This is a genomic window from Ruegeria sp. BB7 (genome assembly GCF_056539365.1).
The window spans coordinates 1-22,001 of record NZ_JBQFUV010000013.1 but is presented as its reverse complement, the minus strand read 5'-3'; the positions used below and the strand labels follow the sequence as shown (position 1 = coordinate 22,001).

Sequence of the window (22,001 nt, the reverse complement as noted above, 5' to 3'; positions counted from 1 at the left end):
TCTACCTGTCCTGGCCCTTCTCTTGCGCCGCTCGCGCCCGGGGGCCGGTGAAATATTCCTGAACCCAAGGATGGTCCACTTTGGTCATTTCTTCAATCGGTCCTTCGACCAGCACACGTTTTTCTGCAAGTACCGCGATGCGGTCACAAATGGCGTAAAGGCTGTCCAGATCGTGGGTTACCATGAAAACGGTCAAACCCAGAGCGTGCTGTAATTCGCCGATCAATTCGTCATAAGCAGCAGCCCCGATCGGATCCAACCCGGCGGTTGGCTCATCCAGAAACACGATCTCGGGGTCCAGTGCCAGGGCGCGGGCCAGCGCGGCCCTTTTGCGCATACCGCCGGACAGCTCGGACGGGAACTTGCCGCAGCTCAGTTGTGGCAGGCCAACAAGGCTGATTTTCAGACTTCCGAGCGCCTGCATTAGTTTCTCGCTGATGCCCGTATGCTCGCGCAATGGGGCCATCACGTTCTGCAGAACGGTCAGCGAGGAGAACAACGCACCATCCTGAAAGGCGACACCCCAATGTTTTTCAATGCGGCGGCGTTCCTGCTCGGGCCCGTTTAAAACGTCAACGCCCAGAACCTCGATACTTCCCGCAGCGGGCTTGTTCAGCCCTACAATTGTACGCAGCAGCACTGATTTACCCGTTCCCGAACCGCCCACAATACCCAGCACCTCACCACGCCAGACATCTAGATTAAGGTCATCGTGTACCACTTGCGGCCCGAACCGGTTGGTCAGGTTGCGCACACGGATCACAGCCTCACGCTGCATGCCGGTATCCGAGGTCTGTTCCAGAACAGTCCCGTCCATATCAGATCTCCAACACCGAGAAGAAGATCGAGAACAGAGCGTCCAGCGCGATCACCATGAATATCGACTGCACTACCGACGCCGTTGTCCTTTGGCCCACACTCTGGGCAGATCCCTTGACTTGCATTGCCTGCCAGCAGGCGATGACGCCTATGACCAGAGCAAAAAACGGTGCTTTGATCATGCCAATGGCGAATTGCCAGATGCCGGTGTTTTCTTTCAGTCGGGTGGCGAACATGCCGGGGCTGACGTCAAGGTCGATCCAACTCATCAACCCGCCACCAATAAGGGCGGAGATATCGGCGATAAAACCGAGGATCGGCAACATGATCAACAAGGCCACTACGCGTGGGATTACCAGCACCTCTATCGGGTCCAAACCCAGCGTGCGCATGGCGTCGATCTCTTCCTGTACTTTCATCGACCCGATCGACGCCGTGAAAGCCGAACCGGAGCGGCCAGCAACAATTATGGCCGTCAGCAAAATCCCCAACTCACGCAAAACTGAGATCGAAATCAATTCGACCACAAAAATCTCTGCGCCGAATTGTTTGAGTTGAGTTGCGCCCTGAAAGGCCAGCACCACACCAATCAGAAACCCCATCAATGCAACGATTGGGATTGCCTTGAAGCCGACTTCCTCCATCTGTGAAACCAGAGCTGCCTTGCGCAGCCGCCAAGGCATTACGATGGTACGGGCAAGGCGATGCAGTGTTAATCCCAGAAAGCCCAGCATCGACAGCGTATCGTTCCATGCTCCAACAGTGCGTGAGCCAACTTTTGCCACCCAATCGACAAAGCTGCGACGTTCGGTTTCGGCTCCAGGCTTGTCCGGTATGTTCTGCGCTACCGTTTTTAATAACGCTGAGTGTGCCGGGCTCAGCCCCATATAGGTAACCTGAGCGCCCGCCGCGCGAGCCCTTTGTGCCAGATCGGCAATCAGCCAAGCGCCTCCGGTATCCAGCGCTTCGACCTCAGATAGGTCAAACGTGACATTGTCGCCTTGTGGTTTGACCTGGGTAAAGGCCTGTTCCACGGCCTCCAGGGATTGAGTCAGCAACGCCCCCGAAATCCGCAGGCAGACGCCGTTGGCGTCATGGTCCGAATATATCTTGGGCCGCGTCATGCCCGTATGTGATGTTAAACGACATTTACCTGCAACGGATTTTTGCCAGTGGGCGACAATTGCAACCGAACCATAGCAAGGGTGCGACAACTTGAGGGCGGCAATCCACGGATATGCTCATGCTTGTTTACTAGGAACATATGTCGTTCTGCTTTCCTCATTATGCCTGAACAAAATCAACGCGAAGAACCGCTTGCCGTGATCGAAGAACCACTACAGAGTTCGCTTCTGAAACGCCTCGGGGGAATCGGGATAAATAAATGAAGCGCGCCGGAAATGTTTTGTTCATCATCATTGACCAATTGCGGGCAGATTGTCTGAACGGTGCCCTTGCGGCACATGTCGATCTACCGAACCTGCGAGCTTTCGGGGACGACGCAGTCAGCTTTGACCGGCATTTTTCGGTCACCAACCCATGTGGCCCCTCGCGCGCTTCGATCCTGACGGGGCAATATGCGATGAACCACAGGTCGGTGCGCAATGGTACGCCTTTGCGGCACGACGTTCCAAATATTGCGACCGAGATGCGCAAGGCGGGGTATCTTCCCATGTTGTTCGGATATACTGATACTGCTGCCGATCCGCGCGTGCATGATCCGGGTGACCCGCTTCTGAAATCCTATGAAAACCCAATGGTCGGGTTTCACGAAGTTGTCGAGATGCGGTTAGAGGAGTCATATCCATGGCGCGCGCATCTGATGGATCAGGGCTATACCTTTGACGACTATTGGGATCTGTACAAACCGGTTTCGCCAACTGGTGATGCTCCGCGCCTGAACGATCCCGCCGTGTATCGTGCCGAACACAGCGACACCGCATTTTTGACCGATACTTTTCTGTCCAATATTGCGCCGTTCAAAGGTCAGAATTGGTTTGCCCATCTGACATATATCCGGCCGCATCCGCCTTTGGTGGCTCCAGCGCCGTACAACAACATGTATGACCCGGCGGCGTTGCCTATGCCCGTTGGTTTGCCCGAAGTGGAGGCAGAGCGAGCCCTTCATCCGTTTTTTGGCTCGACGATAGAAAACCAGACAGCTGCGGATTTCGTCGAGGGCTTTGACTCGGTTGAGCCAACGCCTGAGAACATAAAGACTATGCGCTCGGTGTATTTGGGACTGGCGACCGAGGTGGATCATCACATTGGCCGCATTATCCAGTTCCTTAAGGACAGCAATCAGTATGACGACACCCTTCTGGTGATCACCGCCGACCACGGAGAGATGCTAGGTGATCGCCATAGCTGGGGAAAGATGTCGGTCTATGACGCCGCCTATCACACGCCGCTGATGATCCGTTTGCCGGGCAACCAAGCTCGGAGGGGTACAGTGGTGTCTGCGCCAACCGAGTCCATTGATGTCACACCGACGATCCTGGAATGGGTTGGGCAACCGGTTCCGAATGCTATGGATGGGCGATCTCTGATGCCCTTACTGCAGGGGCAGGTGCCAGAGGATTGGCGTAGCTATTCCTTTAGCGAACTGGATTTTTCAGAGCCCGAAAATCCAACGCTTTGGCAACGGCAACTAGGCACGGGTAATAGCGACTCGTGTCTGGGTATTTTGCGGGACGAGCGTTTTACGTTGGTTGAGTTTGCTGCGGACTTGCCACCGATCCTTTTCGATCATCACGGCCGAGGAGAGTTGGAGAACGTTGCCTCGGACCCTGAATATGCGGCCGATCTGGCGCGTTTGGGGCGAATGATGTTGCGGCACCGAATGCGCAACATGGATCACACGTTGTCTTTGTGTTCGCTTACGCCAGAGGGTGCAAAATCCAAACCTCGCTACTAGGTCCATTCTGTGGCGTTCATGCCCTCTACACCTGTAACGTATCCGATGCTACGCATGGATCATGGGGAGGGTGAAATTGGACATTACTGAACAGCAGATCAAGACAATGACCACTGCGGGCCTGAACCTGATTGGTCAGGCTTTGTCGATATATGACAGTCAGCTAAGGCTGGTGGTCAGCAATCGCCGTTTTCAGGATATGTTCGACCTGCCGGAAGAATTGGTGCAGCCCGGCGCATTGTTTAGCGACACAATCCGTTACCTTGCCAGTCACGGCGAATACGGTGCAGACGTTGATGTCGACGAGGCCGTCAACCAAAGGGTTCAACAGGCACTGACATTCGAGCCCCACTACATGGAGCGCGTGCGCGCCAACGGACGTGTTATTTCGGTCGAAGGTGCGCCATTGCCCAGAGGTGGCTGGGTTTCAGTCTATACTGACATCACCGACACCAAACAGGCCGAGGCCCTGCTACGGGCTCGGTCCGAAGAACTTTCCGGTCAATTGCTGGATCGAGCAGAGGAGTTGTCTGCTACCAATCGTAAACTTGCCGCGACGAACGCTGCCTTGGAAGAGGCCAAGCGCCAGTTGACTGAGATAGAAGCCCGCACACGCATGACCACCGAGATGATGCCGGCTCATATCGCTCATCTGGATCAAAATAAAAGGTACGATTATTCGAACCGAAGGCTTAGTTCCGTCATGCCTGGTCGCCCTTCCGAAATTCTGGGAATGCATATTTCCGAAGCTCTGGGTGCGGCGGCTTTTACGCGTGTCGAGCCTCACTTACAGAAAGCGTATGGCGGCGAAACTTCGGTTTTCGAATTTACCGAAGACCAGGATTCCCGCCGTATTCGCGTCTCGTTTTCTCCGGACGGAGAGGGCGGCGTTTACGTGATGTCGGTGGATATTACCGAGGAAACCCAGGCGCGCGTTGCCCTGCAACAAACTAGGCGCCGCGAGATGGCTGCCCAGATGACCAGCGGGCTGGCACATGACTTTTCGAACCTGTTGACGATCATTCTAGGAATGCAATCTCGGTTGGAGAAAATGGACCTGCCCCAGGAAGCACGTGAGCTTGTGTCGGCCACCCAGCAAACTTCGCGCCGGGGTGGGCAATTGTTAAACCGGATCGCGGATATGACGGGCAACCGGACGCTTCAGCCGAAGGCAACTGATATGCACGGATTGCTAGAGGATTTGCGTATACTGGCATCACCATCTCTGCCGCGCGGCGTTGGCCTTTCCGTTGTAAATACGCTGCCTGGCGACGCTCTGATGCTGGATCCGGGTATGATTCAGGATGCTTTGTTGAACCTGGTCCTAAATGCGCGCGATGCCTGCGGTGAGTTTGGACAGATTACCATCAGCGCGCATAAAATCGGTGATATTTGGGTTGAGATGGCTGTCTCAGACACTGGCCCGGGATTTTCCAAGGAAGCTCTGAAAAAAGCGCTGAACCCGTTCTTTACAACCAAAGGCAGTAAAGGGTCCGGGCTGGGCCTGCCGATGGTCTATGACACCGTGAAGCTTGCCGGTGGGGATTTGAACTTGCGAAATTCGCCTTCAGGCGCGACCGTCGCAATGCGGCTGCCCTATCGCCCCACACCGCCCGCGCAAAATGGGCTGGTGTTACTGGTTGAAGACAATGACGAACTACGTCGGCAATTTCGTGACATGCTCGTGGAGCTCGGGTTCTCGGTGATCGAGGCGACATCGGTCGATGAAGCCTTGGCGCTGACGGCAGATATCGACGAAATCGCGTTTGTGCTGTCGGATATTCGCCTTGAAGGTCAAGGCACGGGGCTTGATCTTTTGGCAAAGCTCAAGTCGGGTTTGCCCTGCTTACTGATGACTTCTCTACCTTATTCCGATCCGCTTCACCGGCAGGCGCTGACCCTTGCACCGGTGCTGAGTAAACCGTTCACGAAGGCGCAACTGTCTGCCCTAATCCGAAGTGAGGCCGCCTAATGACTCAACCTCTGGTCACAATTGTCGACGATGAACCCGAAATTCGACGAGTACTGACCGATGCGCTAGAAGAAGCAGGTTTTCGCACTCAGAGTTTTGCGCGTGCGCGGGAATTCGAAGCTGCGTTGAAAAAAGTGACACCGGATGTGTGTCTGGTTGACTTGTCCTTGCCGGATACCGATGGGTTGGCTCTTGTCCACCGGTTGGCGCTTGAGCAGGGCGCGGCGGTGATCATCATTTCCGGTCGCGCGCAGGTTCAAGACCGCGTTACTGGGCTGGAACTTGGAGCGGATGATTACATCACCAAGCCGTTTGATCCGGCTGAAGTCGTGGCCCGCATTCGTGCCAGGTTGCGGTCTCCGCGAACGCAGGCCGCGCAATCAGAAGTGGCGCGCTTTAACGGGTGGACGGCGTATTTTGACCGATATGTTTTGGTGGATGCCAGCGGTGCTGAATTTCCATTCAGCCACGCCGAGGGAGAGGTTTTGCGCCTGTTTCTTGAAAGCCCGAAACGCTTGATCAGCCGCGCACAGATGCAAGAAACCTTGGGTGGGGCTGCCGGTGAAAGTTTTGATCGGGCGATGGACGTACGTATTTCTCGCTTGCGAACGAAACTTGGTGAAGACCCTAAGAACCCAAGACTGATAAAGACAATTTACGGTGCAGGATACATTTTCTTGGGTGATGTGGAATGGCAGTAAGAGACGAGCCATTCCTCTAGGGTCAGAACTCATAGTCAGTAGATGACGAACGCGGCGAGTGTGATGGCGGATAGAAAGATCTTAGGGCATCTGTCGTATCTGGTTGCCACACGACGCCAGTCCGACAGCCTGCCGAGCATGGTCTCTATCCGGTTGCGACGTTTGTAGTGACGCTTGTCGGATTTTACCGGTTTCTTCCGCTTTTTCGACCAGGAATGCAGGTGGGAATCCCTTTGTCCTTCAATGCTTCTCTGATCCAGCCAGCGTCATATCCGCAGTTTCCGGGCAGCCATTCGGCATCCGGCCGATTGCTGAGTAAGGCCCGCGAAGGTGGAGTGCCCCCTTTGATTTGGACCACCGTTATGTTTGAGAAACGGGAGGCGAGAATATCGAACAAGAGACACAAGCCAGAGGAATAGTTCAGAAGCTGCGGCAAGTTGATGAACTTGTCGGCCAGGGAATGACGCGTGCAGATGCGACCCGCGAGGTTCGCATAACGGAACAAACCTGTTATCGGTGGCGCAAGCAATATGGTGGGATGGGAACCGATTAACTAAAGGAACTCAAACGTCTGCAGAAGGAGAATGAGCGTCTGCGGAAGGCGTTCGCTAGCTCACCTAACCTGACCCTCGACAAGCCCATCTTGAAGGAAGCAGCCCGGGGAAACTTCTAAGCCCCGCCCGACGGCGTGCCTGTATCGACCTAATCAGAAGCGAGATAAAGGTATCGGAACGTCGAAGCTGCCGGGTACTGGGGCAGCATCGCTCGACACAACGATATCAGCCACGTGCATGAGAAGACGAAAATCGTCTCGTAGCGGACGTGATCTGACTGGCGCGGCAATACGGCAGATACGGTTACCGCCGCGTCTCTGTTCTGTTGAGAGATGCGGGATGGCAGGTCAATGTCTGTCGTGTCGAGCGGCTATGGAAACGGGAGGGGCTGAAGGTGCTGCGCAAGCTTCCGAAGAAGAGCCGGCTTTGGCTGAACCCTCTCGGGACATTGCTTCGCAAAGCCCATCCGGGCAGTTGACGGATCGTGCATCCGTCTGAGGCCTGAACGCCGCAACCACGTCCGGAGCTATGATTTCGTGCATTGCCGAACTCGACCGACGTGATCGACACTCTGGCCGATCTCTTCATCCTGAGAGGGCCACCGGCATATGTGCGCAGCGACAATGGGCCGGAGTTCATTGCCCAAGCGGTTCGAGACTGGATCGGAGCCGTTGGGGCCAAGACAGCCTTCATCCAGCCGGGCAGCCCTTGGGCGAATGGCTATGTCGAGAACTTCAACGCTAGGTTCAGAGACGAGCTTCTGAAGCGGGAAATCTTCTGCTCTATGAAAGAAACACAAATCATCATTGAAAACTGGAGGAAGCACTACAACACCAAGAGACCACACAGCGCATTGGGTTACCGTCCACCGGCACCAAAATCCATCGTCTCGATGGGCCAGAGACCAGTCATGCACTAACAATCAAACTGGACCGGTCAAATCGGGCCAACCAATGCCTCGGCGGCGCGATCAGAACGGATTTAGACCTGGAGGAGCGCACCAAGTGTAATTTGTAGATTGAATTCTGAGTGGGTAGTATCAACGGGTGATTATTTGGGGCGCTTACAATGAATGAGAACGCACGGGAGTTTGACTGGGATAAGTTGGCCGATGCCATCGAGATCATGGCCGAGGCGTTGTTGCTCACGCGTCAGTCAAAAACAAATACGGACGCTTGAGGGTTGAATTTCCAGTGCTCCCTGAAAATGATGAGCATGCTCAGGCTTTGTATAGGTTGTATACATTTGCGGAGCTGATCGAGGCGGCATCATGGGTGCGATCTCTCACACTAGTTCACTCAGTTCAAAGGAAAGAACTGCACTGGATGCTGCCGGCGTAAAAGCAGGTCCAAAAACAAAATCCAAACCATTGGCCGCAGGTACATTGGAGCGCAAGAGCATCATCGACACCTCCTGTACGACCGAAGAGGTGGCAACTTATCTCGGCGTCAGTGTAGGACGTATTCGACAGCGTGTTCAGGAAGGAACACTATTTTTGCTCCGTGTCGACGGCGAAAAAAGCCGTGTATTCCCATCTTGGCAGTTCACCGAGGACGGAGAGGTTCCGGGTCTGAAAACTGTACTGAAGGCACTTTCTAGAGATCTCAATATGCAGGATGTATTTGGGTTCTTCACGACACCGCAACCGGATTTGGAAGACAGTCCATGGCACTGCTGGATTGGTTGCTTGGGCACGGAAACCCATCTGAAGTTTCGGAGCTCGCCAAAAACCTTTAGTACAAGAAGCGCAACTTTGACGGAATTAGGGGCGCGAATTCAGGGATCAGAATGAAGAAGTTCAGCTAGTTATGTTTCGTAGTCAACTGCCGCACAGGCAAAAGTATTGACTTGTGCGTACAAGTGACGTACATATTCATCGTAGAATTCGAAGGAGGCGCGCTATGCTTGCATTCACAGATGAGACCCAGGAGATCAAGGGTCGCAGCGTAGAACGGATGAATTTCCGCACAAAGGCGCCGATTAAGGCGGCCATTCAGCGTGCCGCGGCATTGTCTGGAGTAGACGATTCCACATTCACTATGAGCGCAGCACTGCGAGAAGCGGAGCGTGTAATTGAGGCGCATGAACATACTCGCTTAGAGGCTGTAGATCACGATGCGTTCTTTACTGCTCTGGAAGCACCTTCCGAGCCCAGTGAGGCGCTCCTGTCCGCTGCGAAACGATACAAGACACGAGTTACTTCTAAGTGAACGAAGAAGCTACTAAGGAGGAGCCCTCCTCGGCGGGGGTTCCTGATGAGTGCGCTCACCAATTCTTGATTGAGGTTTTTGATCCTGACAAACACGACAGGGATAAGTTTTCCTGCGGTGTGGTTCAGGTCGATAACTACTTCAAGCGAACCGCAAATAAGCTGATGAAGGCCGGCAACACATCAGTGTATGTCATGGTCGGTCCAGATGGCGATGTTGCAGGCTTCTACGCAATGAACGCCCACGCTGTTCATTTTCAAGACCTGCCGAAAAAGTACAGGAAAACAGCACCAAGCCACGGATCCATTCCGGCGGTGTATATCTCCATGATCGGTAGGGATGTAAGATATCGAGGGCAAAAAGTTGGTGAGTATCTCCTCGTTGATGCATTGTGTCGCGCTTCAAGGGCGTCGAAGTCCGGCTATGCTGCTGCCGTGATCATGCTGGATGTGCTTGATTGCGGAAACCCTGAAAAGGTCGCAAATAGAAAGACAATCTATGAAGGCCTTCAATTTCAAAATCTTGAGTCAAACCCATTGCGTATGTTCATGCCCATGAAAACAGCAGATCAATTGCGCGAGGCAATCGAAGACGGGTAATCGGCGTTATGTTAAATTTTTAGAGGCGTATCCCTTTGGCATAAGGTAGCCGAATTCCGATATCCTTTATATGAAACAGACAACAGTTCGCCAGTTCCTCCAACAGTTTCCCAATGATGAAGCCTGCCTTGAGCATTTGTTCAACGCGCGCTTCGGTCAGGGTCACGAATGCCTCAAGTGCAAGCGCCCGGCGAAGTGGTATCGTCTTAAGTCCGACCAAGCATATACGTGCCAGTGGTGCGGTCACCACATTCACCCAATGGTGGGTTCGATCTTCGAAAAGAGCCGCACACCGTTACAATTCTGGTTCTATGCAATCTTCCTGTTCACTACGTCCAAGCGCAGCGTCAGTGGTAAGGAATTGTAGCGACGGCTTGGCGTGACCTATAAGACCGCGTGGCGCATGGCAGCGCTGGTGCGTGAACACATGGCCGTAATCGACGGTGACGAGCCTGTCGGCGGCGCTGGTGAGGTCGTGGAGGTTGATGAGACGTTTTATGGCGGTGTGACTACCGGCATGGACTGGCGTAAGCGTAAGGCCGTTGTCATGGCCATGATGGAACGCCACGGTGACGTGATCCTGAAAGTCGTTCCCGACCAGTCAAAGAACACCCTGCGCAACGCGGTTCACCAGAATGTCGAAGTCGGTTCAGAACTGTACACAGACGAGCACAGTGGCTATCAGAAATCGTTTCTGCCGACCGAGTATACCCACAAGACCGTCAACCATTCTGAGGGAGAATACGCCACTCCGGAAGGCGTCAGCACCAACCAGATTGAGTCCTTCTTCAACCATCTGAAAAAGTCGATTGCTGGCACCCATACCAGTGTGTCGCACAAGCACCTTGAGCGTTACGTCAAAGAGTTTGAATACCGCTTCAATCGTCGGATGCGTCCTGAGACGATGCTTTCGGAGCTACTTTCGCGGTTTCCTGAGTTGGGCGCTTAATTACTGCGTCCAACTTGTCTAGATCGCCACTAGGATCGGTTTCATGCTCTTTGATGAATTCGTCAATCTTTTTCTTCTGCCGAGCTACTTTTAGACTGTTGGCTACTGATCGCCCCATTATTGATATCCTCTTCCGTATAACCGGCAAGTATCGCACCTCCGGAAGTGAAAGCTTCCACTTGTTGGTAAGCGTTGCATCTGACCCCCTAAATAGCCACTGATCTGGCCGTTCACCTCATGCGATACTGCAAAAAACGAGAGGCAGCAGCCATGGGGCAATTCCCACAGTCATTCGAAGTATACGGCTTCACTATTGAAGTGCATGCGGGCGGGCGCCGTGTCTGGCCGCCTAGCTTCAAGCGGTTTGTCAAAACCAAACTTGATCTGGGTGAATTGACTGTTGGTAACATCATGGAGGACTGCAACGTTTCGCAATCCCTCGTCTATAAATGGAGGTCAGACGCGAAATCGTCACGGGTCAGAAGCGTCGCGCGGAGCGAAGAACGGGTCTTTTCGGAAGTTCTCATTAGCGAAGCGACACAGCCAAACCGCGATCCGGAAACTGGCAACCGCATTCTTTTGACGCGCGGGGAAAGCACATTGTCTTTTCCAGCCGATTACCCGGTGAACGATCTGGTCACAATCGCACTCGCGATGGATAGCCAATCATGATTTCCCCAGCCGGTAACTTCAAATTCTACGTCGCCACCAAGCCGGTCGATTTTCGTAAAGGCATGGACGGTTTGGCAGCGATCGTTCTGAATGAATTCGATCTCGATCCCTTCAGCGGCGCCATATTCGTCTTCCGTTCAAAACGTGCGGACCGGCTGAAGCTCATAGTTTGGGATGGGACGGGTCTTGTGCCGGTCTACAAGCGGATCGAGGGCAAAGGCTTTGAATGGCCCCGCGTCAGTGACGGGGTGATGACGATGACAAAATCGCAGTTTGAGGCCCTTTTCGAAGGGCTCGACTGGAAGCGAGTGATAGGGCGAGCCACACGGCGTCCGATCGCTGTCTGACGCTTGATATCAACGAAGGGGTTACCTCATGTCAGATTTGGTCATCACCAGCATTCCTCAATCTGTCTTGGGGACGCTTCTATCCGATGCTGCGGAGAGCAATCTGTCAGTCGAAGACTACACCAGACAACTTGTCTGTGATGCCGCCGTGCGTGCTATCCTGGCGAAGAGCCACGATATCTCGGTGGCACAGCTACAAGACAACCTGAGTGCTTTTCTTAGGATCGCCGAGTATCAACCGATCTTCATTGTTGATGAGTTGGGAAGACGATTTGCTTTGATATCTATTGCCGAATTCGAACGTTTGACCGGGACTTCCGAAAACACCTAAAACTGACGTAACATGGGCCCTGCACGCGCCATTTTCCCGGCTACGGCGGCTCGCACTCAGGCATTTATCCGGCTGCTGTCGGTTTCCTTTCTCCCCTCCTCAAAAGGCCATCCCATGTGCAAAAGAGAAATGTGACAACGCCTGACCAAGCGCTCAAGGAAGGGACCTTCGACATCGCCACACAGCTGCCGTTCGCTGCCAAGGCAAAGTGGAATGCCGAAGTCTCTAAATGCAGACTTTTGAACCGCAGAGCGTCAAGTTTTTTGCGATGGTTTAGCCTCACCTGCCGTGTACCGCACATTTGCACGCTCCTCTCCAGCAACAGGCATCAGAACACCCCAAGGGTAGGCGGGGTTCTCGCCGCGCTGATATTGGTAGACTACTATTTCAGGGAGGTTTCGCTTGTCATAGCGCCTGCCGAATGTGAAAACGACGCTGTTGGGGGCTGCCAACACTAGATTGATACGCCGCACTCCTTTCTCGCTCAGTTGCTTGGCGACCTCGAGAAAGTCCTGCGCAAGCCGGTTCTGTTTCTTTTGCGACCAATGCGAGTCTGACGACATACCATCAAGCGTCAATCTGATCGTTGGTAGTGCAAAGGTCGTTGCCAAGTCCACATCATTGACTGGATAGGAAAAGGTGATCGCCAAAATGACTTCCGACGCATCCGAAATCGCGTCGAGCCCGTCCACGACGAAGCGGGCACCATCGTCTTCACCTTCGATCTTGCGCCACGCTTCCTGAGAGCGATCCCAGTCATAGATGACGATGGAACTCTCGTCATCGAGCAGAACTCCAGTCAGAAATGTGTAAGGGACCGGCGTCAATCCACCATAGAATGTCGTCACATCCGCCCGGTCGCCGTCCTTGCGGTATTGTTGAAAGGACCGGTACATCGCCATGATGTCGTCCAAGGCCCTTTCTGGCGCTATCACTCTACCATCGAGCCTGTTGCGCAAATCCAGCAAAACCGGTGTCACTGCCCCGTTGTGACACTTCGCAATCGTGTCGGCCAATGCATTGCCATCATCGTCCCGCAGGCCACGCGCTTCGATCACAACGTTCCGCTTCTTGGATCGCACTCGGGCTTCGCCTACGAATCTTGCGACTGCAAGTATAAGGCCGGCGACTATAAGGAGTAGTGCGATGCCTAAAATGGCGACATCGACGGACTTGATCGCGGCACTTACCTTCTCGGCACCTGCTGGCACGGCCCCTAGTACAAGACGCAACAGCTCAATAATCAAGGGAACGCCGCCATAAACAGTAATCAAAAGTCCGAGGCCAGCTCCGATCAAATAACGTTCGATCGCTGCAACTCGAAACCACCAATCAATGAGTTTCGTAAGAAAGTTGTCGAAGTGTCGTTTCAGCATTTTAGATCGGTTCTTTCGCGTTGTCCGTTGTCAAAGACATTGGGTCATTTGGCAGCTTGGACTAAGGGAGGTTCTTGCAAGTTCTTGAAACGGCACTGGCCAGCGCGCGGCTCCAGATTTGAAGTTTTGTGACTTTGCGCGGTTGCTTTCCATTCTTCGATATCAACTCTTACCCTTTTTCGGGTTCGCAATTTCTATCTCAGGAAATCTCTCAGTCCGCTGGTTGTGCTCGGTTATCAACCGACCTTGCTCGGGCGGTGAACCACGTTGAAAAGTTTTTATGGTCGCTTCGAGCAATTCTTCACTCAGCATCCGGACAATTAGCAACGTGGCAAAAGACGGCCCGCTGTGTTCGACCATCTTAGTCATTGCAGCTACATCGATGTCGCTCGGGATCGGCGGGAATGTAGGATGAGAATGCCACTCGCCCAAATAGTCCACTCGTCCTGTTCGATCTGCGTTCTCATGTAGTATCTTATCGAGTTGCTCACCATGCGTCATAGGGAGACTGGCGAAGCGATTGTGTGTCCCAACTTCAAGGTCAACTGTGAAACCTACCAGCTCAAATTCTCCAGGCCCAAGCTGTTCTGCAGCCAGCCATCCGCCAATTTCTCGTCTACCACCTTTCTGCAAGCACGCCCGCATGGCATTCCAGTGGGTTAGGGGAAACCGGAGACTAAGTGTCATACTCTACCCCTAGGTGTTCCATCACTTGAACAATTGCGATTCCGCTGTCCCCAGCATCCTCGTCGTCCCATCCGCCATTAGAACTGTAGACAACGGGATGAGTGTCAAACGGATGGTCAAAAATCCATCCTCTCCGAAGACCGATATAGTATGCTGGCTCCGGATGGACTCTCATCTCTGGGGTAGAAAGCGCATCCAGGGCATGTCGAGATGTTCGGTTGGCAATTACGCCGACATCGCCATCAGAAGCGAATAATGGTTCGTCTTGGTCGTCACCCTGCACCCCATAGTTACGTTGAAGTCCTTCTGGAGGCGATTTGTCTTTTGCATCACACCAGGCACGCAATTGATCAGCTGCAAGGATAGGGGGCGGATCCTCAGCCGGAACGCTCCGAGCTACAAGCCCACCAAGCCCACCAGCATAAACCCGCGCCCAAACAAGCGGCTTCTTCTTTTGAGTACATATAGCTGCAGCCATGCGAAACACAGCGCTATCGGCTGTCGTTTCGATGACAAGATCACAGGAACTAATGATCTCGCCCAGTTTTGCAATATTCTGAATTGTCGATTGTGAAGTCAGACTCATTCCTAAAGCGGATACCCGCACCTTTGGGTTTATTCGGCGTAACCTTTGCTCCAGTGAAATCGCCTTGTGATGGCCTACGTCCATTTCATCAAGTTCGTTGCGTACCAAGTTGTCGGACCAAAGGACATCGTTGTCTAGCAACATGAAGTGCCCGACACCTTCGCGAGCCAGACCAGCGGCAACCTTGGAACCAAGCGAGCCAGCACCAATAATGCAGACGCTGGATTTTCGATACACTTGGCCGTGTGACCTGCGCTCTTTAGCTCGAGGTGGTTCGAACGTATAGAAAAGATCTATTTGCCTGTTTGCTCCGCTATGTCGAACTAGGAACAAAACCTCATCCTTACCGTTCGACAAGACAACCGGCATTTCTTCAAATCTTGAAATCCACTCTCGCAAGCAGCGCGGTAGAAGCAAGTACAACAGCTTGGTTACATTTTCTTGGGTGAGATCCGGTAGCTTCTGAATTCCAGGTAACCGATACAACACTCCATGAACGACTTTACCACCAAAACCCGGGCCATCATTTGGAACACTCAAATTGGTTTCGTAGCCAATCGACGCAACTCGAGCGACAAGAGCCGCTTGAGTGCCGGTTGATGCAATCCGACGCTCAAGGGTTAAGCGAAGATCGGTTGCGCGTCCAGCTAGGCGTTTTCTCAGTAGACTCGCCGTTTCGGACGGCAACATGAACCGTCTTTCATAACCCGCAAGCAATGACGGCAGATCGGATGGATGGTCACTTTCGACCACAGAAACAGAGGCGTTCGCAGGAGTGGCTTCAAGAAGCGCTTTCGCACTCCGAACCACATCTATGCTTTTGCAATTTGGATGCCAATTGTCGGGTCGATATTGGAGGCAAAGCTCACCACCTTCGCCATATTGGTGCTGAGAAAGCCTCACTGTTTCGTCTGAGGGAAGTACGAAGGGTGGTAACTCTGGAAAGAGGGCGGGAAAAACCAGGCGTAGTGGTATTTGTCTATCATCTATCACCAACGTGAATGACCATGATAACAGACCACTGCTGTTTTGACTGAATCCAGCTCCCTGAATCCAATCAAAGCTCTCCGCCAACTCGGACAGATCTTCGCACTCTTGTATCAACCGCCCGATCATGGGCGCGTCAGGCATCAGCCGAAACCCTTTGGCTCCGTGGGTCTACGCTGTTCATCACCAAATACTAGGCCGGGCGATGAAGCCCCGGCTGCAGCGGCGGGGGCAACAGTTGCAGCTCGCGATCCAGCACTAGTTGCAACACGCAACCGAGCGGCGGCAGCGAGGGGATCACCAAGGCTCCGCGAAAGTTCATTCAGCACAATATTTGCGTCACTAAACCCTCGAACCGCTCCGAAATGCTCTCGGGCAGCCTCCAGCCACTCGAAAAACGCTTCCGCCCGCTCCGGGTGAGTTTCCCAGCGATCAGCAAAATTCTCTGAAGGGTCTGTCGGATTAGCGATCCAATAAAATCCATTTCGATCATCAATATGTTGCGGCATATCCCTTAGGATCTTTTCGATTGCCTCGGACACTCGAGCTTCGCCGGCATACGCATGTGTTGATAGTGTTGTCAGAATGATACTGATCACCTTTAGATCTTGATCATCTTGCTCGGCGAACCACTCGTCACGATGCCGCTTCAAAATCATAATGGCCGACTGCAGAGGGGTACGAACCCGGAACACAGGGACATCTTCGACACTGGCTGTTACTTTGCCCCGCTCATCTAGGAAAGCTCGACGGCGTTGGTTTAACTGTTCAAGCTGTCTAGACTTAAACCAAGCGGCAAAACCACGAGGATTACTTCCCGGCCAATCGTCCGTGATAATATGATATGTTTCGGTTCTTTCTCTATCCGTAATTGCGATCGCACCTTCTGCAAGTGCCTCATTTTCTCGGTAAGATGAGAGGATAACGCGCATTTTATCCTCGTTAGGAACCGCAGGCAAAACATCCATATGGAATTGCGCCCCATCAGCATAAACGAGGGTACAGCACCTTCTAGATTCATCGACTCTATTCTGAATGCCACGAGCCTTGCGATAAGCGTTTAACTCATCCTTTAACAAAGAACGAAGCTCAGCCTGGCTAATTTTCTCTTTCGAGAGATCCTTAAAGGATACCACGATGTCGAGATCATAGTCTTCTTCTGTTGATGCAGGCTTGATCGGCGTTCCCAGGGCAAAGGAACCCTGGATATAAACATCGGGATCAAAATCGCTGACCTTAGAGTCATCGCGATGCAAAAACTCGCCTAGATCCTTGTATCGCTTCTCGACCTGTTCGAAACGATCTTGAGGAACTGCAAGCTCTTCAACCAACTTTTCTACTGCAACGTTGTATCCGTATCCAATGTTCGAACCAGCACTACTCATTTCATTACCACCTCAAATAAATTCAACTTTAGATGCGTTTTTTGTTATGCGTTTTCAACCCGCAAGTCACCTGCCTCGTGCATTCTTTTGGCCAAATTCTTCTCGCGTAGCAGCTTCGTCGGGCACCACGGACCTCGGACAACGCGCTGGTCTCGCGGTCGCAGCGAACGGCCACTTCTGTGGACTGCGCCACGGCGTATGACCGTGCCTAGAAGGTCCGGTTTGAGCCGGTTACGACATGCCACGTGAGCAAAGCTGACTTGCCTGACGAAGGGTAGCTCGGGGCTCAAACCACTTGTCTAAACCAACCGCATAGAAGAACGAATTGAGCCCACCATGTTGGACGCGGCGCCATGTACTGACAGCGGCGATGCGCAGTTAGTTGCAGGAAACTGTGCCTGTCTGGCCCGATCGGTGACCTCAGCCGCAACTGGACATAGTAAGAAATCAATTAAATGCTAGTTACTCTCCCAACTTCCGCCGGAAATGTCCGTATGTCTACGACTCTCGGGTGGCAGTCAGCAAAGCGCACTCTTTGCTTTAACTTCATCAAAATATCAGCTGGATCCACTGACGTTGGAAACAACCTTGATGGTTTTGAAGGCTGCTCCAAATGTAGCACGACTCGAAGCTTAAGATGTGAAAGCACTTTCCTGGATATTTTCCTCTCATTGTCATCCACGCCAACAAACGCGGTGCTCATAAGTCCAGCCATCGTGTCACGGACTTTTACCATGATATCGTCAGCTAACTCGGAAGGATTTGTCCTTGGATGCCTCCTGTAATCCTTAACTTCGATGAGCCATAGCGTGTCTGCCTTTGACACAACGAAATCTACGGCCTTCGAAGGTCCGCAGGCTGAATTGAAAACGTTTCTATAATGGCGCCAGTCATCATACTGTTCTGCATATTCAACCTGTTCAAATATAAAAGACAAGCTGCCTTCATCCAGCGTGATGTCATTCATGGAGAGAGGATTCCACATATCGATCAGATTGAAGAAGTTCTTCGTCGAGAAGAACCAAGGTGTTCAGTTCATCAATTTCGCTTCCCTGTTCGAGTGTAGAGACCTCGTCATCCCCTGAAGCGGCCAGGGAGAAATACCTCGACTGTGCTTTCTTCTTGCGGCCATCCGTTAAAATGGCAATTTCTCTTACAAGGAAAACTGAGTGCGTCGCGAGAAAAATTTGAATACCTTGATCAGCTAGGCTAACGATAACTTGAGCAAGAACCTTTATGAGCTTGGGATTTAGATTTGTTTCCGGCTCATCCCAAAAGAGATAACCTTGTTCAAGCAAAACACCCGTGCTGATCAAACGTGCGAGCATCGAAAATTTTCGAAGACCTTCTGCAACTAGAGCAGACTCCATCCGTCCGCCGTTCGTCCGAAGAAAGAACCTCCCGTTAACATCTACTTCAACTTTTCCTCCCATGGCGTCTTCGATGGGAGATAAAAGCTCATTAACGTTTTTTTCCCGCGGACCGCGCAAGCTTGGTGCCCCCAACAGAAGAACAGTGTCTCGCCAAGCTTTCTCGAAAGGCACATTGTAGGAATCAAATAGAGAAACAAACCAAGGGCAAAGGGTTATTAGCTCTCTTGTGGGAACAAATACAGGAGGCTTGCTCAATACTAAAGCGGGAAGCTTGGTAATTTCAACTTGTGTCTTGGAGTTCGTCGCAAAACCAAAGCTAGTATCCAGTCTTCTATCTTTGAAGTTGACCGAGACCTCAGCCCTATTCCTGCCCTGCTTGCGTTTCACCAGCCGCCCAAGACTATCCGGTCGCATATTACCGACTAACTCATCCGCAATGGCTTTTTCGAGTTGAGATTTCCCAAACTTCTCAGATGGCGCGCTATGAGACTGTGTGCCGTCTGGCTTTAGCGAGCTTAAAATAGAATAAAGCGCCTTGAGGACGTGAGATTTGCCTAGACCATTCTCTCCAACAATCACATTAAGCCCAGGTGAAAATTCCCACTTGTCACTGGGTATGCTTGTGAAATTGCTAAAAGAAGCGCTTTTCAGCATGGTCTTCACCCTCGATGCGTGCCTCATATCACTTGCCGGAAAATTCAGTACTTTAGCAACCTTTAAATGTCGAAGGACTTTCGGGTGGTACCAGTTTCCGCCAATGCAAGGTAGTGTCTCTCCTTAGTGCCAAATGTTGCGACTGCGCGTAGGTTAGTGGCGCGTAGCGCCACCTTACGGTTGGGTATCTCACGACGTCTCACGCGTTGATCCGAGGTACGGCTTCAATCGACGGCTGACAGTTGATCTGTGTAGCTCATGACGACGCCCCACTCGAAAGAAGTTCTTACCCAATTCGTAGTAAGATTTGAGTAGTTCTAGATCAGAAACTTCCTTCACTGGCTTTCCCCTTTTCAGCTTAACATCAGCGTTCTTAAGGATTTGCCTTACCCGTTTGTGACCCAGGCCGTGTATTTGGCAGAGCTTTGGAACACTTTTAAACTCTTCATGCTGATCTCGCAGCAAACGTTCAAAATTAAATCCAATGTCTCCCAACAATTGAAGGATTGTTCCAACGGTTGGTTTTGGGCCGATGGTTCTGGCGTGTGCCAGCGATCCTGTGCGCTCAAGCTCAATTGCAATTATGACCGCCTCTAGCGGTACCTGCTGCTCTCCTTCACTCATGTACTTAGAAGGTGCCCCCAAGTGGGCTTCCATGATTTCGCGAACTTCCGTTTGCGTAGGGTCCATGCCGCTCAATACTCCAACCATCATTTGGCAGCCATTGTCGCATAAATGCTCGAATTTCAGTTTGACCCAACCAAAGTATAACTCTCGGGGATAACCAAGCAAAAATGCGTCAAAAATGTGAATTTCTTCGACTTATAAGTTTGACTGGCTTGGCGATGATTCGTAACAAAATGCCATGATACAAGAAGACAACGCCTGATAAGTCGACCAAACCTATGAACAAATTTGCCGCGCTTCGCAAAACTCACTCAGGGCTGTCAGATGATGACCGCTTAAGATTGGAGCGTCATGAGTACGTGAAAAGCAATTTGAGGCTAGCTGGCACATCCTTAGCTGCACTAGGCCGGGAGTTGGGCGTAAAAAACTCCACAATGTCCTCAGTTTCGATGGGAGCCGCCAAATCCAGGCGAATCCAAGAGGCCATAGCTTCGGCGCTGTCTGTTAGCGTCGTTGAGCTTTGGCCTGAATTCTTTTTTGAAACAGACGATGCAGGAGACCCAAAATGAGCGGTTAAATTTAGGGGCTCTGAATTGAAAGAGGCCTAAGAGGATGTTGGATATCCTCATAGGCCTCGGAAAATCGTTTTGGCTATCACGATCTCTTCCCCCTTCATCCCATTCCCACCCCAGAAAATCAAGCGAAAACGCGGCCGATCCGTTGGCCGTGACCAAAAGAGCTGTGTTTGCAGCAAACATGGGATGAAAAGATCAATGAAGGATATTCAATCTGCCTGTGCGGGTCTCGCGAGGCATCGAGATAAATCTGTGTCTGACACGGCCGCCCGCATATCTCGAGCTGACCACCAGCGTGAAGCTGAACATGACAATGAGATCGTGCTGAAAGAGGCAAAGATATCGACACTCACCGCCGAAATCAAAGTCGTGAAATCAGACAATCGTCGCCTTAGGGCACATATCAACAAACTGACTGACATGCAATTCGGTCACTCGAGTGAAAAATTATCGAAACGAAAGGGGAAAGATAAGAGTGATCCGATCTCTGAGTGCACATCACCGGACCCCAAAAAGCCAAATCAAGACGATTCAGCGGCGAAGCTGGAGTCCGAGGAAACGCCTAAGCCACGTGGTATGAAAGGCAAACAGGCTATCATTATTCCAGATCACCTTCACGCCGAAAGCCAGGTCATCGAGCCGGAACAGGGCAGTAAGTGTTCGTGCGGCTGCACTATGCAGCTTATTGGTGAACAAGTGATCAAACGCCTAACCTATGAGCCGGCCAAGGTGAGCGTCATTAAAGAGCGTTATCCGAAATACGTTTGTCGGGATTGCGATAAACTCGTGCAAGCAAAGGTACCACCACGTGCCTTCGACTATACCCGTTTCGATGATCGGTTGATTGCAGGGCTGGCGGTCAGCAAGTTTGCAGATTTCACACCAAACTATCGCCAAGAACAGATATTCAAACGCTCTGGCATCAAATTCCATCGTTCAACAATGGTTCGTCTGATGGATCAACTCGGAGACGCACTTGTACCGGTTCATGCGGCCCTTGCGGCGAACCTTAAGACCAGCACAAAGTTGAATATGGATGAGACCGTTTTGTCCCAGTTGCTGCCAGGAAATGGCAAGACGAAGACCTGCTATGTCTGGGCCTTGTGCCGTGATGACCGGCGTTGGTTAGGAAATGAACCGCCGGGCGTGGTCTTCAATTTTGAACAATCTCGGCGCGGTGAACATGCCGAAGAAATCTTACAAGGCTTTTCCGGAACACTGCAGGTGGACGGCTACGCTGGCTACAATCGTCTCACGCGCGATGAACGGGATGGAGGTCCGCTGGTCCTCGCTTACTGTTGGGCGCACGTACGCCGGAAGTTCCTGGATGTGTTCAAGGCAACAAAGTCCAAAGAGGCGAGCAGCGTTATTGAACTGATCAATGAAGTCTATGTCGTTGAGCGGTCGCTGAAGGGAAAGCCAGCGTCCGTTCGGTTGGCAGTCCGCAAGAAGGAGGCGGAACCGATCATTGCCAAGCTGTTTTCATTGCTTCGCAAACTCTCTGGCGAAGTTTCGATGAAGTCTACCTTGGGTGCGGCAATTACCTACACGATGTGTCCGTCGTCAGGGATTTTGGGTGTCTGACGTCAGCACCAATGGGACAGTTTAGGTCGATTTGATAAGAGAGGGTTTCTGGCTCATCGTAACCGCCAAGGAGTGGAGATGAGAAAGAAACCCGGA

General features: G+C 52.1%; 23 protein-coding genes and 2 pseudogenes. 14 read left to right on the top strand and 11 right to left on the bottom strand.

Annotation, left to right across the window (positions count from 1 at the left end; translation table 11 throughout):
* Position 1: 1 nt before the first annotated feature.
* Together ACR0D7_RS16215 and ACR0D7_RS16210 are read right to left on the bottom strand one after the other, a co-directional pair.
* Complete coding sequence (locus ACR0D7_RS16215) at positions 2–778, bottom strand: ABC transporter ATP-binding protein (protein WP_480679993.1); 777 nt, start codon at positions 776–778, stop codon at positions 2–4.
* Between the two features lie 40 nt (positions 779–818).
* Positions 819–1,943 carry an ABC transporter permease gene (locus ACR0D7_RS16210; protein ID WP_480679950.1) on the bottom strand — a complete coding sequence of 375 codons (1,125 nt, stop codon included), beginning with the start codon at positions 1,941–1,943 and terminating at the stop codon, positions 819–821.
* Between the two features lie 260 nt (positions 1,944–2,203).
* Here ACR0D7_RS16210 and ACR0D7_RS16205 point away from each other — a divergent pair, with 260 nt between their 5' ends.
* The 3 genes from ACR0D7_RS16205 to ACR0D7_RS16195 all read left to right on the top strand — a co-directional run bounded on the left by ACR0D7_RS16205 (position 2,204) and on the right by ACR0D7_RS16195 (position 6,409).
* Positions 2,204–3,736 (top strand): sulfatase-like hydrolase/transferase, encoded by a 1,533-nt coding sequence (locus tag ACR0D7_RS16205; RefSeq protein WP_480679949.1) that lies wholly within the window; start codon positions 2,204–2,206, stop codon positions 3,734–3,736.
* A 61-nt stretch (positions 3,737–3,797) separates the two neighbouring features.
* Positions 3,798–5,708 (top strand): hybrid sensor histidine kinase/response regulator, encoded by a 1,911-nt coding sequence (locus tag ACR0D7_RS16200; protein ID WP_480679948.1) that lies wholly within the window; start codon positions 3,798–3,800, stop codon positions 5,706–5,708.
* Positions 5,708–6,409 (top strand): response regulator transcription factor, encoded by a 702-nt coding sequence (locus ACR0D7_RS16195; RefSeq protein ID WP_480679947.1) that lies wholly within the window; start codon positions 5,708–5,710, stop codon positions 6,407–6,409. Before ACR0D7_RS16200 ends, ACR0D7_RS16195 begins: the two co-directional genes overlap by 1 nt.
* A 35-nt stretch (positions 6,410–6,444) precedes the next feature.
* Here the strand turns inward: ACR0D7_RS16195 and ACR0D7_RS16190 are convergent.
* Positions 6,445–6,731: pseudogene (locus ACR0D7_RS16190) on the bottom strand (transposase); the annotation flags it as partial.
* 64 nt (positions 6,732–6,795) lie between these two features.
* Here ACR0D7_RS16190 and ACR0D7_RS16185 point away from each other — a divergent pair.
* The 4 genes and pseudogenes from ACR0D7_RS16185 (at position 6,796) to ACR0D7_RS16170 (ending at position 9,772) form a co-directional block, all read left to right on the top strand.
* A pseudogene (locus ACR0D7_RS16185) lies at positions 6,796–7,882 on the top strand (integrase core domain-containing protein).
* A 351-nt stretch (positions 7,883–8,233) separates the two neighbouring features.
* Entirely contained in the window at positions 8,234–8,755 is a 522-nt protein-coding gene (locus tag ACR0D7_RS16180; protein ID WP_480679946.1) for a hypothetical protein, read from the top strand.
* A gap of 109 nt (positions 8,756–8,864) precedes the next feature.
* Positions 8,865–9,173: a type II toxin-antitoxin system TacA family antitoxin gene (locus tag ACR0D7_RS16175; RefSeq protein WP_480679945.1), complete on the top strand. Its 309-nt coding sequence runs from the start codon at positions 8,865–8,867 to the stop codon at positions 9,171–9,173.
* Positions 9,170–9,772, top strand: a complete 603-nt coding sequence (locus ACR0D7_RS16170; protein ID WP_480679944.1) for a GNAT family N-acetyltransferase — start codon at positions 9,170–9,172, stop codon at positions 9,770–9,772. The genes ACR0D7_RS16175 and ACR0D7_RS16170 overlap by 4 nt, the downstream gene beginning before the upstream one ends.
* A gap of 19 nt (positions 9,773–9,791) precedes the next feature.
* On the opposite strand, the gene ACR0D7_RS16165 is transcribed toward ACR0D7_RS16170, so the two are convergent.
* A complete protein-coding gene (locus ACR0D7_RS16165) occupies positions 9,792–10,019 on the bottom strand; it encodes a hypothetical protein (protein ID WP_480679996.1) in 228 nt (75 codons plus the stop codon).
* Here ACR0D7_RS16165 and ACR0D7_RS16160 point away from each other — a divergent pair.
* From ACR0D7_RS16160 to ACR0D7_RS16140, 5 genes are all read left to right on the top strand, one after another.
* The gene (locus ACR0D7_RS16160; RefSeq protein WP_480679992.1) at positions 9,909–10,139 is read left to right on the top strand and encodes a hypothetical protein; all 231 of its coding nucleotides are present in this window, start codon (positions 9,909–9,911) and stop codon (positions 10,137–10,139) included. The two genes, ACR0D7_RS16165 and ACR0D7_RS16160, sit on opposite strands and share 111 nt — an antisense overlap.
* Before the next feature lie 12 nt (positions 10,140–10,151).
* A complete protein-coding gene (locus ACR0D7_RS16155) occupies positions 10,152–10,721 on the top strand; it encodes an IS1595 family transposase (RefSeq protein ID WP_480679943.1) in 570 nt (189 codons plus the stop codon).
* 270 nt (positions 10,722–10,991) lie between these two features.
* The gene (locus ACR0D7_RS16150) at positions 10,992–11,393 is read left to right on the top strand and encodes a transposase (protein ID WP_480679942.1); all 402 of its coding nucleotides are present in this window, start codon (positions 10,992–10,994) and stop codon (positions 11,391–11,393) included.
* Positions 11,390–11,740 carry an IS66 family insertion sequence element accessory protein TnpB gene (tnpB, locus tag ACR0D7_RS16145; RefSeq protein WP_480679941.1) on the top strand — a complete coding sequence of 117 codons (351 nt, stop codon included), beginning with the start codon at positions 11,390–11,392 and terminating at the stop codon, positions 11,738–11,740. The genes ACR0D7_RS16150 and tnpB overlap by 4 nt, the downstream gene beginning before the upstream one ends.
* A 28-nt stretch (positions 11,741–11,768) precedes the next feature.
* On the top strand, positions 11,769–12,071 hold the full coding sequence (locus ACR0D7_RS16140) for a hypothetical protein (protein WP_480679940.1): 303 nt from the start codon (positions 11,769–11,771) through the stop codon (positions 12,069–12,071).
* 254 nt (positions 12,072–12,325) lie between these two features.
* Here ACR0D7_RS16140 and ACR0D7_RS16135 read toward each other — a convergent pair whose 3' ends face one another.
* The 7 genes from ACR0D7_RS16135 to ACR0D7_RS16105 form a co-directional block, all read right to left on the bottom strand.
* A complete protein-coding gene (locus ACR0D7_RS16135; protein ID WP_480679939.1) occupies positions 12,326–13,447 on the bottom strand; it encodes an SAVED domain-containing protein in 1,122 nt (373 codons plus the stop codon).
* Positions 13,448–13,609: 162 nt separating this feature from the next.
* Complete coding sequence (locus ACR0D7_RS16130; RefSeq protein WP_480679938.1) at positions 13,610–14,134, bottom strand: Mov34/MPN/PAD-1 family protein; 525 nt, start codon at positions 14,132–14,134, stop codon at positions 13,610–13,612.
* Entirely contained in the window at positions 14,124–15,836 is a 1,713-nt protein-coding gene (locus ACR0D7_RS16125) for a ThiF family adenylyltransferase (protein ID WP_480679937.1), read from the bottom strand. Before ACR0D7_RS16125 ends, ACR0D7_RS16130 begins: the two co-directional genes overlap by 11 nt.
* A gap of 14 nt (positions 15,837–15,850) precedes the next feature.
* On the bottom strand, positions 15,851–17,092 hold the full coding sequence (locus tag ACR0D7_RS16120) for a nucleotidyltransferase domain-containing protein (RefSeq protein ID WP_480679936.1): 1,242 nt from the start codon (positions 17,090–17,092) through the stop codon (positions 15,851–15,853).
* A gap of 451 nt (positions 17,093–17,543) precedes the next feature.
* The gene (locus ACR0D7_RS16115) at positions 17,544–18,059 is read right to left on the bottom strand and encodes a hypothetical protein (protein WP_480679935.1); all 516 of its coding nucleotides are present in this window, start codon (positions 18,057–18,059) and stop codon (positions 17,544–17,546) included.
* Positions 18,052–19,119, bottom strand: a complete 1,068-nt coding sequence (locus ACR0D7_RS16110; RefSeq protein ID WP_480679934.1) for an AAA family ATPase — start codon at positions 19,117–19,119, stop codon at positions 18,052–18,054. Before ACR0D7_RS16110 ends, ACR0D7_RS16115 begins: the two co-directional genes overlap by 8 nt.
* Before the next feature lie 189 nt (positions 19,120–19,308).
* Positions 19,309–19,809: a hypothetical protein gene (locus ACR0D7_RS16105; protein ID WP_480679933.1), complete on the bottom strand. Its 501-nt coding sequence runs from the start codon at positions 19,807–19,809 to the stop codon at positions 19,309–19,311.
* Between the two features lie 215 nt (positions 19,810–20,024).
* On the opposite strand from ACR0D7_RS16105, the gene ACR0D7_RS16100 reads away from it, so the two are divergent.
* Both ACR0D7_RS16100 and tnpC read left to right on the top strand, forming a co-directional pair.
* A complete protein-coding gene (locus ACR0D7_RS16100) occupies positions 20,025–20,315 on the top strand; it encodes a helix-turn-helix domain-containing protein (RefSeq protein ID WP_480679932.1) in 291 nt (96 codons plus the stop codon).
* Between the two features lie 204 nt (positions 20,316–20,519).
* The gene (gene tnpC / locus ACR0D7_RS16095) at positions 20,520–21,905 is read left to right on the top strand and encodes an IS66 family transposase (RefSeq protein WP_480679931.1); all 1,386 of its coding nucleotides are present in this window, start codon (positions 20,520–20,522) and stop codon (positions 21,903–21,905) included.
* The last annotated feature ends 96 nt before the right edge of the window (positions 21,906–22,001 follow it).